This is a genomic window from Rhodococcus sp. P4_F3_2, from assembly GCF_056401335.1.
Map to the genome: position 1 here is coordinate 48,149 of NZ_JBFUJN010000005.1, position 16,718 is coordinate 64,866.

9 protein-coding genes are annotated in these 16,718 nt (G+C 64.0%); 2 read left to right on the plus strand and 7 right to left on the minus strand.

Features of this window, described 5'->3' with window-relative positions; all coding sequences use genetic code 11:
- The first annotated feature begins 67 nt into the window (after positions 1-67).
- Positions 68-3,370, plus strand: coding sequence for an arabinosyltransferase domain-containing protein (locus tag AC1DWA_RS06630; protein WP_477846166.1), 3,303 nt, complete (start codon positions 68-70; stop codon positions 3,368-3,370).
- Here AC1DWA_RS06630 and AC1DWA_RS06635 read toward each other — a convergent pair.
- Entirely contained in the window at positions 3,367-4,317 is a 951-nt protein-coding gene (locus AC1DWA_RS06635; protein ID WP_477846167.1) for a DMT family transporter, read from the minus strand. The two genes, AC1DWA_RS06630 and AC1DWA_RS06635, sit on opposite strands and share 4 nt — an antisense overlap.
- A 73-nt stretch (positions 4,318-4,390) precedes the next feature.
- On the opposite strand from AC1DWA_RS06635, the gene AC1DWA_RS06640 reads away from it, so the two are divergent.
- Positions 4,391-5,302, plus strand: a complete 912-nt coding sequence (locus AC1DWA_RS06640) for a LysR family transcriptional regulator (RefSeq protein ID WP_020968113.1) — start codon at positions 4,391-4,393, stop codon at positions 5,300-5,302.
- Here the strand turns inward: AC1DWA_RS06640 and AC1DWA_RS06645 are convergent.
- The 6 genes from AC1DWA_RS06645 to AC1DWA_RS06670 form a co-directional block, all read right to left on the minus strand.
- On the minus strand, positions 5,299-6,840 hold the full coding sequence (locus AC1DWA_RS06645; protein WP_019746413.1) for an acyl-CoA carboxylase subunit beta: 1,542 nt from the start codon (positions 6,838-6,840) through the stop codon (positions 5,299-5,301). The two genes, AC1DWA_RS06640 and AC1DWA_RS06645, sit on opposite strands and share 4 nt — an antisense overlap.
- Positions 6,837-11,789 carry a polyketide synthase Pks13 gene (pks13, locus tag AC1DWA_RS06650; protein WP_477846168.1) on the minus strand — a complete coding sequence of 1,651 codons (4,953 nt, stop codon included), beginning with the start codon at positions 11,787-11,789 and terminating at the stop codon, positions 6,837-6,839. Before pks13 ends, AC1DWA_RS06645 begins: the two co-directional genes overlap by 4 nt.
- A gap of 37 nt (positions 11,790-11,826) precedes the next feature.
- Complete coding sequence (fadD32, locus tag AC1DWA_RS06655) at positions 11,827-13,716, minus strand: long-chain-fatty-acid--AMP ligase FadD32 (protein WP_003943899.1); 1,890 nt, start codon at positions 13,714-13,716, stop codon at positions 11,827-11,829.
- Positions 13,717-13,898: 182 nt separating this feature from the next.
- A complete protein-coding gene (locus tag AC1DWA_RS06660; protein ID WP_019746410.1) occupies positions 13,899-14,894 on the minus strand; it encodes an LLM class F420-dependent oxidoreductase in 996 nt (331 codons plus the stop codon).
- Between the two features lie 206 nt (positions 14,895-15,100).
- Positions 15,101-16,054, minus strand: coding sequence for a cutinase family protein (locus AC1DWA_RS06665; RefSeq protein WP_019746409.1), 954 nt, complete (start codon positions 16,052-16,054; stop codon positions 15,101-15,103).
- Between the two features lie 9 nt (positions 16,055-16,063).
- Entirely contained in the window at positions 16,064-16,615 is a 552-nt protein-coding gene (locus AC1DWA_RS06670; protein WP_019746408.1) for a DUF732 domain-containing protein, read from the minus strand.
- Positions 16,616-16,718 lie beyond the last annotated feature (103 nt).

A 16,718-nucleotide genomic window follows, 5' to 3' on the forward strand; every position in this document is an offset into this window, starting at 1 on the left:
CGCGTGGACCTACCAACCACCCGGTCACGGTAGGTCCACGCTCAGCCCTGACATACCATCGGTAGCCGTGCCCGACGCCGTGACAGCTTCACCCCAGACTTCGAGTTCGCCGCCTCCTGCTGGTCAGGATGCCCGCGAGCGTTTCCATCGCACTCGATGGGTTGCGATCATCGCCGGCTTGCTCGGCTTCGTACTCGCACTGGCAACTCCTCTGCTTCCTGTCGTGCAGACGACGGCGACGGTCAACTGGCCACAGAACGGCGTGATCGGCGACGTCGAGGCACCGCTGATGGCGCAGGTTCCCATCGACGTCAACGCGTCGATCCCCTGCACCGCGGTCAGCTCACTCCCCGAGGGCGGCGGCATCCTGATGTCGACGGCACCTGCTCAGGGCGACGGTGCCGCGCTCTCGTCGATGTTCGTCCGCGTGTCCGCTACCAGCGTCGACGTGCTCGATCGCAACGTCGTCGTCGCTTCGGCAGCGCGCGAGGACGTCGAGTCGAGTCGCTGCGGCGCCATCGCGTTCAGCTCTGACGTCAACCGGACCTCGGCAGAGTTCGTCGGCCTGACCTATCCCGACGGCAACCCGATTCGTGGCCAGCTCGACGGCGACTTCCGCCCGCAGGTGGTCGGCGTCTTCAGCGACCTGCCCGACGGCGCTGCGCCCGAGGGCCTCGGCTTCTCGATGACGATCGACTCACGTTTCTCGTCGAGCCCCAGCGTCCTGAAGCTGGTCGCGATGATCGTGGCAGTGCTCTCGACCATCGTCGCGCTGGTCGCCCTGGCTCGCCTCGACGGCACCGACGGCCGCAAGCACCGACGTTTCCTGCCCGAACGCTGGTGGAAGTTCTCCGGTATCGACGGAGTTGTGGTGGGCACGCTGGTCGTCTGGCACTTCATCGGCGCGAACACCGCCGACGACGGTTATCTCCTGACCATGGCCCGAGTCTCGCCGGACGCGGGATACATGGCCAACTACTTCCGTTGGTTCGGCGTTCCCGAGGCCCCGTTCGGCTGGTACTACGAAGTCCTGGCCGTGATGGCGAAGATCTCGACGGCGAGCCCGTTCATGCGTCTGCCCGCTCTGCTCGCCGGAATCCTCTGCTGGATGGTGATCAGCCGCGAGGTCGTCCCGCGTCTCGGCCGGGCGGTTCGCCGGAGCAACGTCGCCCTCTGGACCGGCGGTCTGGTATTCCTGTCCTTCTGGCTGGCGTACAACAACGGTCTTCGCCCCGAGCCCATCGTGGCTCTCGGCGCACTGCTCACCTGGTGCTCCATCGAGCGCGCCATCGCCACCGGACGTCTGCTGCCCGCGGCCACAGCAATTTTGATCGGCGCCTTCACTCTTGCCGCCGCACCCACCGGATTGATGTGTATCGCAGCCCTTCTCGCCGGTGTGCGCCCGTTGGTGCGCATCGTCGTCAAGCGTCACCGACTGGTCGGCACACTGCCGCTTCTCGCTCCGATCGCCGCTGCCGGAACCATCGTGCTGGTGGTCATCTTCGCCGACCAGACCTTTGCCGGCGTCATGGAAGCCACGCGCGTCCGAACGATCATCGGGCCCAATCTCGAGTGGTACCAGGACTTCCTGCGCTACTACTACCTCTTCGTCCAGACGGTCGACGGCTCGGTTGCCCGACGCTTCGCGTTCTTGACGATGATCCTGTGCCTCTTCACGACGCTCTTCGTGTTGTTGCGGCGCGGCCGCGTCCCCGGCGCGGCAACCGGTCCGTCGTGGCGCCTGGTCGGCGTCGTCTTCGGCACGATGTTCCTGATGATGTTCAACCCCACCAAGTGGACTCACCACTTCGGTGCGTACGCGGGCATCGCCGGTTCTCTCGCCGCGCTGACCGCCGTGGCTGTGTCCGCGTCTGCCCTGCGCTCGCGTCGTAACCGATCGGTGTTCGTGGCCGGACTGCTCCTGATGCTCGCGTTGACGTTCGCCGGCATCAACGGCTACTGGTACGTCTCGAGTTACGGCGTTCCGTGGTTCGACAAGACCATCTCCTACGACGGCCGTGAATCCAACACACTGTTCCTCGCGCTCTTTGCTCTCGCCTTGGCCTTTGCCGCCTGGCAGTACCTGCGTGAGGGATTTGCTGCCCCGCCCGAGAAGCCGAACACGGCCAAGGGCAGACGAATTCGCAAGTTCGCGGCTGCTCCGCTCACCGTGATTGCCGGTCTGATGGTCCTGTTCGAGGTGCTCTCACTACTCAAGGGGGCGGTGTCGCAGTACCCGGCGTACTCGCTGGGCCGAAGCAACATCGAGGCACTCGCGGGCAAGACCTGCGGCATGGCCGAGGACGTTCTGGTCGAGACCGACGTCAATTCCGGGAATCTGCGGCCTCTGCCCGCTCCCGGATTCAACGCGGAGGATCCGTTGTCCGGAGTCGATTCGAAGGGCTTCTCCCCCAATGGGGTCCCCAGCGATCTGACTGCGGATTACATCGAAGTCAAGCAGGGCATGGGTAATACCGACAGCCAGAGTGTCGGCCCCACCTTCGCCACCGGTTCCGGCGCCGGAACCAGCGGCGGCACCGGTAACCTCGGCGTCAACGGCAGCACGGCCAAGCTCCCCTTCGGCCTCGATCCGTCGAAGACGCCGGTCATGGGCAGCTACCAGCCCGGCGTGCAGGAACCTGCTTCCCTCATCTCGAGTTGGTACGGATTGCCCACTCGCAGTGAAGAATCACCGCTGGTGGTCATGTCCGTGGCGGGCCGCGTGTGGTCCGTCGACAACACCGGTGCGATCACGTACGGCCAGTCGCTTCTGGTCGAGTACGGCAAGACTCAGCCCGACGGAACAGTGCAGGTTCAGGGTTCGTACATGCCGCGAGACATCGGCCCGGCGCCGTCGTGGCGCAACGTCCGTATCCCGATCGACGAACTCGCGCCGGACGCCGACGCCGTTCGGGTGGTCGCGTTCGATCCCAACCTCACGGGCGATCAGTGGATGGCGTTCACGCCGCCTCGCGTGCCCAAGCTCGAGTCCCTGGACTCGTACATCGGCAGCGAGCAGCCGGTCCTCCTGGACTGGGCTGTCGGCCTTCAGTTCCCGTGCCAACGTCCGTTCACACATCAGAACGGTGTGGCCGAGATGCCGAACTTCCGCATCCTCCCGGACCGTCCCCTGGCCGTCAGCTCCACCGATACCTGGCAGTCCGCGGACAACGGTGGACCGCTCGGATTCACCGAGGTCCTCGCCGGTGCTACGACGGTTCCGACGTACCTGAAGGACGACTGGGCACGGGACTGGGGATCACTCGAGCGCTACGACCGGCACTTCCCGAATGCTGTTCCGGCAGAGGTGGAGACGGGCACCGCAACCCGCTCGGGCATGTGGATGCCCGGCGAGATGCGAGTGCACTAGCCTGCGCTACCTACTCGGGTGACTGCTCGGGTGCGACGTACGGAGACGGCCGAGACCGCTCCGACAACGACGACGCACCCGAGTAGTTGCCCAACGCCTGGCCGTTCGCCGAGCAGCACAACCGCCAGCAGCACGGCGAGAACCGGTTGCATGAGCAGGAGCGTCGCGCCCACCTCGGCGGGAAGCCGAGGGAGCGAGTGCCCCATCAGCATCCAGCCGAACACCTGGCCGACCAGCGCCAGTGCCGCGAGCCAGCCGAACGCTTCCCAACCCGGGACGAAATCGATCCGGCCCCACAGTGATCCGATGACGGAGCCGGCGATGCCCGCGGACGTCGTCGAGATCAACACCTGGCTCGCGGCCCGATCCGCCTCGCCCGTACGGCCGACCACGAAGATGTAACCGCCGTACGCGATTCCGGAGACGAGCGAGAGCGCCGTTCCCCACAGCAGGTCGTCGCCGGTTCCCCCGCCCCCGAACACGCCGCCCGCCAAGGCGATTCCCGTGAACATGAACGGTAGGGCGAAGACGAAGCGCATCGGCACCCGATTGCCGAATACCAACCAGGACAGTGCGGGCACCACGATCACCTGCACGTTCACGACGACGCTCGCCATACCCGCGCCGATCATCAGAATCGACTGCGACCACAACGCGAAATCCAGTCCGAGCAACAGACCGCCGAGCACCTGCAGAACGACTGCCCGCCGGCTCGGTTTGCCCACCCGGCGGTACTCTCGCCACGCCAACCACAACAGCGGCGGCAAGGCCAGGAAGCAACGGAAGAAGACGGCGGTCGAGGGCCCGACATCGGCCAGCTTGATGAGGAGCGAACTGATCGAGATCGCGGCTGCGCCTCCGACGACCAGCAATCGAGGGTCGATGCGCCCCCGAGGAGTTCTGGTGGGTTTCGGTGTCTGCGCAGTCACGGAGGTCAGAGTGGTCACTCGACAATGTTCCTGCCGCTAACTATTCAGCACAAGCAAATGTTCAGACCGTATATTCGGTAGCATTACTACTGTGTTGAATCTCGAAAGACTTCGCGCCCTGCACGCTGTCGCCGAGAACGGATCAGTAGCGGCTGCCGCCCGCACCTTGCATGTCACACCCTCCGGAATTTCGCAGCAGTTGAACAAGCTCGAGCGCGAGGTCGGTGTTCCGCTCCTCGAACCGCAGGGCCGCGGTGTACGACTCACCGAAGCGGGCCGGATCCTCGCGCGCCGAACCGCAGAGGTTCTCTCGACGCTCGCCCAGGCCGAGGCGGAAATCGCGTCGCTGCAGAGCGAGGTGACGGGCCGCGTACGCATCGGGGCCCTGGTCTCCCCCAGCAGGACAGTGCTGCCGCGAGCCATCGCCGAGATCAGGCACGCGCACCCCCAGCTCGAAATCACCTTCAACGAAGGCGAATCCGAAGAACTCCTCCCCGCACTGATTCGCCGCGACCTCGACGTCGTGGTGGTCGACAGTTGGAGCACTCTGCCCGTCGAACTTCCCGACGGAGTCTCCTTCACGCCCGTGTACGACGACGTGGCGCTGCTCGCTCTCCCCGCGTCACATCCGCTGGCGGAGAACAAGGTCGTCGCGCTCAGCGAGCTGTCCGAGCATGCCTGGGCGACGTGGACCCGGGGAACGGACTTTCACACCTTCACCGTCAGGACCCTGCGCGCGCAGGGGTTCGACCCACGAATCGAGTACGAGGTCGCCGAGTTTCCCACCCAGGTCGAATTCGTAGCTCAGGGCCTCGCCGTCGCTTTGATCCCGCGCCTGGCGAGAGTTGTACCACCGGAAGGTGTTCGAATGCTCGACACCCTTCCGCCGCTGGGCCGCGACATCTACCTCGCCTGGCGGACCGACAGCGAAAGACCTGCCGTCCTGGCGGCGATAGAAGCGCTACGCCGCCAGTTCGACGCCCTCGGTGACAAGAAGAATTAGAGCGGCATCAAGTTGTGCTTGCGCGGGTTCTTGAAGATCGTCTTGTCCTTGAGCAACTTCAGAGCCTTGCGGATTTCGAGACGCGTCTGCGAAGGCTCGATCACCGCGTCGATGTATCCGCGCTCAGCCGCGATGTACGGCGTCGCGACGAACTCGTTGTAGAAGTTGATCAACTGAGCACGCACCGCGGGTGCGTTCTCGCCCGCCTCGGCGAGCTGACGACGTCCCATGATGTTGACGGCACCCTCGGCGCCCATCACGGCGATACGAGCGGTCGGCCACGCGAGGTTGATGTCGGCACCGAGCTGCTTGCAACCCATGACGGCATAACCGCCGCCGTACGCCTTACGAACCACCACCGTCACCTTCGGCACAGTGGCTTCGATGTACGCGAACAGGAAACGCCCGCCACGCTTGATGACACCGACCTTTTCCTGATCGACGCCGGGAAGAAAGCCTGGTGTGTCGACGACAAAAACGAGCGGGATGCTGAAAGCGTCGCACAGGCGCACAAAATGGGCAGCCTTGTCGGAGCTGTCCGCATCGAGGGCGCCACTGAGATACGTGGGCTGGTTGGCCACGACACCGACGGGCAGGCCGTCGACGCGGGAGAACCCGGTGATCACGTTGTGCGCGACCTGGGCTCCGATTTCATGGAAGGTTCCGTCGTCGAAGATCCGCAGAATGATGTCGTGCATGTCGTAGCCGGCATTGTCGGCATCCGGCATGAAGGCGTTGAGTTCGAGATCCGACTCGGTGATCTCGGGTTCGAGACCCGGGTTGATCAGCGGCGCCTTCTCCGTGCACGAGGACGGCATGAAGCTCAGGTACTCACGCACCCAGTCGAATGCAGCCTTCTCGTCGGGAGCGACGTGATGGATGTTTCCGTACTCCGCCTGCTTGCGCGCTCCGCCCAGATCCTCCAGGCTGACCTCTTCGCCGGTGACCGACTTGATGACGTCGGGTCCGGTGACGAACATGTACGACTCTTCGGTCGCGACCACGACGTCGGTGTTGATCGGTGCGTACACGGCACCGCCGGCGCACTTACCGAGGATGACCGAGATCTGTGGGCAGACGCCGGACAAGGGCTCCTGACGTGAACCCATGTTGGCGTACCAGGCCAATGAGGAAACGGCATCCTGGATTCGAGCTCCACCGGAATCGTTGATACCGACGACCGGGCAGCCCACCTTCAGTGCAAAATCGTTGACGGCTGCGACCTTACGGCCGAACATCTCTCCGGCGGCACCGCCGAACACAGTCTGATCGTGCGCGAACACGGCAACCGGACGCCCGTCGACAGTTCCGTGACCGGTCATGACGCCGTCGCTGTACGGGTTGTCCTCGCCCGCCATCTTCACCAGGGCGCCGACCTCGACGAAGCTACCGGGATCGAGCAACATGTCGATGCGCTGGCGCGGCGTACTGTGCCCTGCTGCATCGCGCTTCGCAATGGCCCGAGCCGAGCCGGGTTCCTTTGCCTTCTCCAACTTTTCGCGGAGTTCAGCGAGCTTCTCCGCGGTGGTTGTCGTCACTTCTGAACTCCGGTTTCCGCTGCTTTGGTCTGAGCTGTCTCGATCTGGGCCAGCTTGGTGGTGAGGTCTGCCGCAACCTTCGCGATGTACGGCTCGTCGACGATCTGCAGGTGGTCCCCGCCGATGTAGACGACCTCGAGGTTCTTCACGTAGTCACCCCAACCACCATCTGCCTTGCGGGTCTTGAATGCAGGCTCGAGCGTCATCAACTCGTCGTGGTACTTGTCTGCCATGTAGAGCACGACGTCGCCGTCGTAGCTGCTGAACTCGGCCGTCTGGATGGCGCGGTTGTCCAACCACGACGTCCGCTGATGCTCGATGATGCCGCCGGGAATCTTGGCGCCGCTCATCTTGATCATGTCCATCAAGATCTGGATCTGATCTTCGTCCGCTTCGGTGGAGGCCAGAACGTCAAGCGGCAGCGGAACATCCAGGTTGTAGGTGCGCTTGGCGAACTTGCCGTAGCGCTCCCAACGCTTGCGTCGTTCCGCCTCGGTGTCCGGCACGACCTCGCCGGCCATGACGGTGTCGAGAAGTCCGACCACACGCACGTCGGCGCCCTGCTCACGCAGCAACTTCGCGACCGCATACGACATCACGCCGCCGAACGACCAGCCACACAGTACGTACGGTCCGTCGCCCTGGATCTCACGCAGCAGCGGAACGTAAGCAGCAGCACGGGTTTCGATCGAGCCCTCGACCCGCTCGAACCCGTACATCGGCGTGCCGGCGGGCAGGCGCTTGAGCAAAGGCTCGTACGTCACCGTCGAACCACCGGCAGCATGGAAGACGAATACCGGTACGGCAGTGGAGCCTTCGGGACGAGCACGCAGAGTGCGTACGAGTCCGTCGATCTTGCCGTCGTCCTCGAGGTACTGGCGCACGACGTCCGCAAGCTCTTCGATGGTCGTGGAATCGAGAACGTCGTCGAGAGTGATCTCGCCGCCCGCACGCTCGGAAAGCCGAGCAGCAAGCTTCTCGGCGACCTCGTCACCGACGATCGGCAGATCGTTGAAAATGCCCTTGGCGGACTTCCCGGTGACAACCGCCCACGTCGCAAACGTCAAGCGCTCGGCCGCATCTCGCGGCGGAACGTCCGAGCCTGCGTCGTCGGCAGTTCCGGCACGCGAAGGATCAGCGGGCGCGGCAGCCGCCGCAACGGGAGCAGTCGCCGGCAGTTCCACTGCCACCTCGGCGGGAGCAACGTCCTCGTCGTCAGCAGCATCGGCCGCCAACTTCTCGGCAGCCTGCTTGTCGGCCATCGCCTGAACCTCTTCGCGATTGTCGATCGCGTAGCGCAGGTACTTGTTGACCTCGTTGAGGCTCGCGTCCTTGACTGCCTGGAGCTGGAGCTGCGGAATGTCGAACTCGTACTCGACGCGGTTCTTGATACGCATCGCCATGAGCGAATCGAGACCCAGTTCGATGAGCGGAACCTCGGCCGGAAGATCTTCCGGCGAGTACCCCATCGACTCGGCCACAACGATCTTGAGGCGGTCGTCGAGGCTCTGCGAACCGTTCGGATCCCACTTGTCTCCGGCGTCTTCGACGACCTCGGCCAGGGTTTCCATCGGCGCACTGGTCTTGACCGGCGCGCTAATGACCAGCTCGGGCAGCGGCTCACCGGACGTGACGACGGCATCGAACAGCAAACGGAACGTAGCGCCCTCGCGTGCGTGCACCTGCACCGACGCTCCACCCGGGTGCGGGTTGAGAGTTGTCGTCAGGGTCGCAGCGCCGGCCAGTTCACCGTGCGGAACGGCAGCGGTGAGAGCGACATCCGAGAGCACCTGTCCGGCAGCAGCGCTCACGAGCACAGCCAGATCGGTGACGGCGGATGCGTCGACCTCCCACACGTGGCGGCCGTCGGGCAGAGCGACGTGCGAACCGGGTACGCGAGCCGAACCGCCGGCACTGACGCGAATGTCGAGCCAGTACGGCTTACGCAGGAATGCAGTACGCGGAACCGAGGCGAAATCGCCTGCAGGAAGCAAGGACTCGAGGTTCACGGCATGGCCGTGCACGTACAGCTGTGCGAGAGCGGCAAGCACACCCGCGGACTCGTCTTCCTTACGCTTGAGCGTCTGGATGAGTTCCATGTCGTGCAGGCCCGAATCGAACGCGGTAGCCGCCACCGACATCAGCGTCACCGGGTTGGGTGCAAGCTCGACAAAAGTGGTGTGGCCGTGGGCAACTGCACCGCGTACCGCATTGGTGAAGTACACGCTGTGGCGAAGGCCCTTGACCCAGTACGCCTCTTGATGGATCGGCTCGTGACCGGGACGGTAGAAGGTGTCCTTGTCGACGGACGAGTAGACGCCGAGCTTCAACGTGGTCGGCTCGATACCGGCCAACTCCGCGGCAAGCTCGCCGAGCAACGGATCGACCTGTGAGGTGTGGCTGGCGCCCTTGGTCTGCAGGACACGCGCCATCTTGCCGTCAGCCTCGGCGGCCGCGACGATCGCCTCGATGTCCGGCTGCGGTCCACCGATCACCGTGTGCGTCGGAGCTGCGTAAACGCAGACCTCTAGCTTGGGGTACGTGGGCAGCAGCGCCTCGATCTCGGATGCGCTGTACTCGAGCAGTGCCATCCGACGGATGTCGTCACCGACGAGTGCGCCCTCGGCCTCACCCATCAGCCGTGAACGTGAACAGATCACGCGCACAGCGTCTTCCAGGTTCAGACCACCGGACACGTATGCGGCAGCGGCCTCACCCATCGAGTGCGGAACCACGGCTTCGGCTTCAGCGCCGTGGTGACGCAGCAATGCGGCCAGACCGACCTGGATGGTGAAGATTCCCACCTGTGCGGTCTCGACGTTGTACTCGATCGAATCGTCGAGGAACATCTCGACCATCGAGTAGCCGGCCTCGTCCTGGATCAGCGCATCGACCTCGTCGACGGCTGCCTTGAAGGCCGAGTTCTCCGTGTAGAGCTGCTTGGCCATCTTGCGGTGCTGCGAGCCGAAGCCCGAGAACACCCACACCGCGCCCTTGGGCGACGGCGAGTCGGCCGAGAAGACTCCTTGAGCCGGCTTGCCTGCGGCGACGGCGCGCAGCGAGCTGATGGCCTCGGACCGCGTCTTCGCCAGAACAGCGGCGCGCGAGCGTCCATGGTTGCGACGCGCGAGTGTGCGGGCAACGTCGGCGAGGGGCGTCTTGCTTCCCTCTTCGGTTTCGAGCCAGTCGGCCAGATCTGCAGCTGCGCGGCGACGACGCGAAGGCAGCGCACCGGACACAGCCAGCACAACGGTGCTCTCGTCCTCTGCTGCCGGTTCGTCAAGTACCGGGGCATCCACGACTGGTTCATCGACTGCCACGTCGGCGGGCACGTATTCCTTGACCACGACGTGCGCGTTGGTTCCGCCGAAACCGAAACCGGAAACACCGGCGACGGCCTTGCCGGTGTAACGCGGCCAGTCGGTGGCCTCGGGCGTCACCTGCAGGTGCGACTTCTCGAAGTCGATGTGCGGGTTCGGGCCCAGGTAGTTGATCGTCGCGGGAATCTTGTTTTCCTGCATCGCCAGAACGACCTTGATCAGGCCGGCGGCGCCCGCAGCTGCTTCCAGGTGCCCGAAGTTGGTCTTCGCACTACCGAGCAGAGCCGGCTTGTCGTCGTCACGGCCACGACCGACGACACGGCTGAGCGCGTCGGCCTCGATGGGATCACCGAGATCGGTACCCGTTCCGTGCGCCTCGATGTAGTCGACTGTGGTCGGCAAGATTCCGGCGTCGCGGTACGCGAAACGCAACACGTCGGCCTGGGCGTCAGGGTTGGGCGCGAGCAATCCGTTGGAACGGCCGTCCTGGTTGACCGCGGATCCGGCGATCACGGCGAGGATGGAATCGCCGTCACGCTCGGCGTCTTCGAGACGCTTGAGCACGACGAGTCCGCCACCCTCACTGCGAACGATGCCCTGAGCGTGTGCGGAAAATGCACGCAGTTTTCCGTCGGGAGCGAGCATCCCGGTCTGATCGAAACCGAGGGTTCCGGGAGGGGCCAGCAGCATGTTGACGCCACCGGCCAGCGCGATGTTGGAATCACCACTGCGCAGCGAACGCACAGCCTCGTGAACGGCAACCAGCGAAGACGAGCACGCGGTGTCCAGAGCGATGGACGGTCCACGGAAGTCGAAGAAGTACGAAACCCGGTTCGCGACGATGGCCGTCGACGTTCCGGTCAGTGCGTACGGGTGCGCCGTCGTCGGATCACTGACCGCGAGCAACTGGTAGTCGTTGGCGGAACTGCCGATGAAAACACCGACCTGCTTGCCCTTGAGCCCGCTGGCCGGAATGCGCGCGTGCTCGAGCGCTTCCCACGCGAGTTCCAGGGCGAGGCGCTGTTGCGGATCGACGTTGACGACCTCGAGCGGAGACATCGCGAAGAACTCGGCGTCGAAGCCCTTGACGTCGTCGAGGTACCCGCCCTTGGTGTTGGCGTTCTCGACCGCGGCCCTGATGGCTGGATCCGACATGAACTCGGCCCAGCGGTCCTCGGGGAGGTCGCTGATGCCGTCGCGTCCGGCCGCCAGCATTTCCCACATGTCCGAAGGCGTGTGCCCGGCACCGGGGAATCGTGTGGACAGTCCGACGATGGCGATGTCGTGGGCGTCCGTCGTGGCGCCTGAGACGTAGTACGACGCGTCGACGGTCTCCTCCGGCGCCTCGGGCTCACCTTCGATGATCCGAGTAGCCAGCGAAGCGATGGTGGGGTGTTGATAGGCAACCGTGGCGTTCAGCGTGACGCCGAGCAGATCCTCGATGTCTCCGCTCAGAGCGACTGCGTCCCGCGAGGCGAGCCCGAACTCTTCCATCGGGCGATCGTCCGTGATCGACCCAGCCGGCTGACCGGTCGCATTCGCGATCCAATTGCGAAGCCACTCACGCAGCTGCGCAACACTCATCTCGCTCACAACGTCTTTGCTCTGCACACCATCTTGTTCAACCATCAACTCACCAAGCCACCGATCATGAAGGGACTGCTCCTCAAACGCTATCGGGGAATGCGGTCTGCTGATAGCCGCCTCGCAACGTTCCCTCGATATAACTCGCCTTACACGCGCGGCGAGCGATCTTGCCGCTGGACGTACGCGGAATCGAACCCGCGGGGACGAGCAGGATGTCTCGGGCCGTAACACCGTGACGGGAAGAAATCGCCGCACGCACGGTGTCCGCGATCGGCTGCGGATCGGCCTTGCCTGCTCCGGGAGCACGCTCGGCCACGATGACCAACTGCTCCGAGGAATCGTCGTCGTCGAACTTCAGACCCGAGTGCGTGTTGGAGAACACGACAGAAGGCAGCTGGTTGGCCGGTACGGCAAACGCAGCGATGAAGCCGGGGCGCAGGGCGGGGCTGGCTTCCTGAGCCGAAGCCTCGAGGTCCTGCGGGTAATGATTGCGACCGTCGACGATCACGAGGTCCTTGACGCGACCGGTGATGTACAGCTCGCCGTCGACGTAGACGCCGAAGTCGCCGGTACGCATCCAGTTGGCATCCGCAGGCGTGCCCTCGGTGTGGCTGTCTTCGCTCAACCGATTGTCCAGCTTGTTGTGGAAGGTCTCCGCCGTCTCGTCGGGGCGACCCCAGTAGCCGATGCCGATGTTCTCGCCGTGCAACCAGATCTCGCCTACGTGATTGTCGGGGACCTCGGTCAGAGTTTCGGGATCGACGATCGCCGCCCACTGACTGCGCGAGACGTACCCACAGGAGACCTGTGCGATGGCGTTCTCGGAGTACTGGTCGACGATGACCATGCGGCCCTTGTTGAGTTCCGTGCGGTCGACGTAGATGACCTTGGCCTCGTCGGAATGCTTGGTCGAGGAGACGAAGAGCGTCGCTTCGGCCATGCCGTACGACGGCTTGATCGCAGTCTTGGGCAGACCGTACTGAGCAAAAGCGTCGTTGAACTTGCGCATCGACGACGTCGTGACCGGCTCACTGCCGTTGATCAGGCCGATGACGTTGCTCAGGTCCAGGGTCTCGCCGTCCTTCGGCAGGCCGCGCGCGGCAGCGTGCTCGAAGGCGAAGTTGGGAGCGGCGGCGAAGGTGCCTGCGCCGTCGGAAACCGCAGCCAGTTCCTTGATCCACCGGTACGGCCGCTGCACGAAAGCGCGCGGGCTCATGATGGTGATGTACTTGCCGCCCAGAGCAGGCAGGATGACCGTCAGCAGGCCCATGTCGTGGAACAGCGGCAGCCACGTGACGCCGCGTGAGTCCTCGTTGAGTTCGATGGAGTCGACCATCTGGAGCGCGTTCGTTCCGACAGCGCGGTGGGTGATCTCCACGCCGGCGGGAACTCGGGTCGAACCGGAGGTGTACTGCAGGTACGCGATGTCGTCGAGTTCGATGTCGGGACGAACCCACGTTTCACCGACGGTGTCGGGAATCGCGTCGACGGCGATGATGCGCGGACGCTCGGCAGCGGGAAGCGAGCGGAACAACTGACGAACACCGGCTGCCGACGATGCGGCAGTCAGAATCGCAGTCGGCTTGCAGTCACCGAGAACAGCGTGAAGACGGTCGGTGTGGCCGGGCTCGTCCGGATCGAAGAGCGGCACCGCGATGGAACCGGCCTGAATGGCGGCGAAGAACGAAATGACGTAGTCGAGCCCCTGCGGCGCAAGAATCGCGACACGGTCGCCACGCTTGGTGACCTGCTGCAAACGGGCTGCAACAGCGCGCAGACGCACACCGAACTGCTCCCAGGTCAGCTCCAGGGCTTCACCGTCACGCTCGCGTGAGTAATCGATGTACCGATACGCGAGCTCGTCCGCGTTGACACGCGAGTGTTGCTCGACGTAGTCGACCAGCGTGAAGCCTGGTTGCAGGCGGATCTGGCCCTTCTCGTCGAGAAAGCCATCGAACAGCGCGTTCATTCCATCTCCTCCGAAGCGATCACACAAGCACTGTCTTTCATGCCTGCGCCCCAGACTTCCTTCGCTCTCTCGGGTCCATCTTCGATCAATCGAATCGCACTTTGTGCGCAACTCACCTGAATCACTTCATCGATCCCAAACCATCGATATGTTACAGATTCGCATCGTCCGTATTCTCCGGCCTACTCGCCCGCCAGTAACGGGATGATCGGGGCGAACGCTTCCATCTGCGTCGGGAAGACCCCGACGTACGACATCGACGTCTTCTCGCGGACCAGTCGAATCTGGTCTGCGATTTCCTCGAAAGTGCCCACAGCCAGGTATGGAGAGTTCAGCAACTCCTCCACGCTCAGCTTACGATCCACTTCGATGTTCGGCGGAAAACCTTGGTCCAGAGCGGCGATTGCCATCTCGGCAGCCTGCTCTCGATCGTCGGTGATCATGATCATGGTGATGGTCCAGTTGAGTTCGATCTCATCGAAACGCTCGCCGGCAGCTTCGCGGATCCGCTCGACACGTTCGATGGTCTTTTCCATCGTGATTCCGGAGAGCAGAAGCCGCCCGTCACGGTTGGTCGGTGTGGCGACCGAGATGATGTCCGCGTACTTCGCGGCGAGAGCGAGCATCTTCGGTCCGCCGCCACCGACGATGATCGGCGGCCGCGGGCCCTGCCGCGGTCGCGGGCTGCCCTTGAGGCCACGCACCTGATAGTGCTTGCCTTCGAAAGTGCATTCCTGCCCGCGCAGCAGTGTGTCGAGAATCTGCAGAGACTCCTCGAGTTTCTCGATGCGAACGCCGGGGCTTTCGTATGCGATGCCGCCCTTGTCGAACTCTTCCTTCATCCAGCCTGCGCCGATACCGAGTTCGAGTCGGCCACCGGACAGCACGTCGATAGTCGCCGCGTCCTTCGCGAGCACAGCAGGATGACGGAAGCCGTTGGCCAACACGGCAGTGCCCAGACGGATCTTGTCCGTGGCCACTGCGAGCGCTCCCAGAGCGGCGATCGGTCCGACCTGATTACCCAGGTGGTCCGGAATCATGAACGAGTCGTAGCCGAGTTCCTCGGCCTTCTGCGCAAGCTTGACGAAACGTCGCGCACCACCCTCTTCGGCGTTGCCCTCGCCACCGGCCGCAAACCGGAATTTGCGTAGGGCATCGCTGCCGTGGGTGGAACTCATATAGCGATTCTCCTGTGATGGACACGTACGTCGTACTCGGACTTCGAAACCGGACAAATCGAACCTACTCGCCAGTCACTTACGTGACAGCACTGTAGAGGACGCCCCCGGACCGTGCAGCACTCTACCGGGACCAAACGAGCAGATTACCCGCGAGCGAACTCCCGAGACGCCCGATTGTGACGAATCAACAGTGCGGCGGTGACTCAACTGTGGGGCGGTGTCGGTGCGGCGTCGATCTTCTCCGCAGCCCACTGTGCCATCCATTGGGTGGCCGTCGTGCCGTTCGGATCGACTTGGAAGGAGTTGTACATCGCGTGCACAGGGTTGTTGTAGTACTCGAGAAGCCGCGGCGCCGAACTCAACCAGTTGGTCGGATTGAGGGCGGCGGCCGGAGCGTCGCAGATACCGTCGCTCGGCGCGCAGATCTGATAAGTCCGGTCGTTGAGGTCGCCGAATCCGCCTGGCCTCGGGCCGGTCATCGTGAGACCGGGAAGCTTCAGCCCGTTCAGCGACAGCTCGGCACCGACACCGGCAACGCTCGGGCCAACCGTGTTCCCGAACGCCGGATCGCGCCGACCGTCGGCAATCAAGCCCACGCCCAGAACCAGATCGGCAGGCACCGCGCCGGTACCGTCGCCGATACTCGCGGCGACGTCACCCGCGATCACCGCGCCCTGGGAAAATCCGGTCAGGACGTAGCTCGTGAGCGGGCACTCGGCGTGCCGCTTCATCAGAAAGTCGTTAGTGGCAGCAGTTCCCGCAGCCCGGCTGTTGTTGTAGGACTGCTGTCCGTCCGGCGGGATCGCAACCGGATTCGAAAACTGTGCGACGTAAGGAACGGTGTAGACGTCGGCCCTCGAACTATCGAACTTCTCCTGAAGAGGGCGGGTCACGTTCAGCATCAACGACGCCGGATTGGCCGTCGGGTTGTACGGGTCGTCGGTAGCGCTCGACTCCCACGTACCCGGTATGGCTACTACCTGGACATCGGGGCAACTGGCCGGCTGAGAGACCGGTGGCTCCGGACTCGGCGGGATCGGAGTCGGCGAAGGCACCCGCCCGGCCAGGATGTACCAACCGCCGATCACGACCGCTGCGACCACAAGAATGATCAGCAGCGGGATCAGGCACCCACGACGCTTTCCAGACCTCGCCATGACCCGCGCCTACTTGCAGTAGGTGGTGTTGGCGACGTCGATATAGATCTGAGCGTTCGCACCTGCCTGCTCGGGAGTGATCTGCTTGCCTTCCGCCGACGCTTCCTGGCCGACGAAGGCAGTCACGAAGGTCAGGACCTCGTCGTCGGTCTGAGGACCGGCAGCGCAGATGTAATTGGCCGTGTTGACGGCGATGCTTCCGTCACCGGCTGGGGTGATGCCCTTCGCCTTCAGTCCGTCGAGGAACTTCTGTGCCTCTGGACTGACCTCGACGACTGTGGGGCCCGGGAAGCCTTCGATGCTCTGCGGCTGCTCCGGCGGCGCGGTGGCTGCTGCTCCTGGACTGGTGGGTGCAGCCGACGCCGTCGTGGTCGCAGAGGCGGACGCAGACGCCGAACCACTCGAGGACGAAGCCGCAGCGGACGTCGTGGTGACCGGATTGGAGGTTGCAGTGGAGTCGTCACTACCGCACGCGACAAGCGCACCACCCGTGGCGAGCGCCAAGGCGCCGACCGCGATCGCGCGTGCACAAGTGTTTCGGTTACCCGAGAAAAGCGACATCAATGTCCGTCCTTGCCTTCAGTCGAAAGTCCATCAACAGGTTACGCAACGCACGCGGGCGGGCACCGATCCGTGATCGGGCCCGCCCGTCGTGCACCACTGT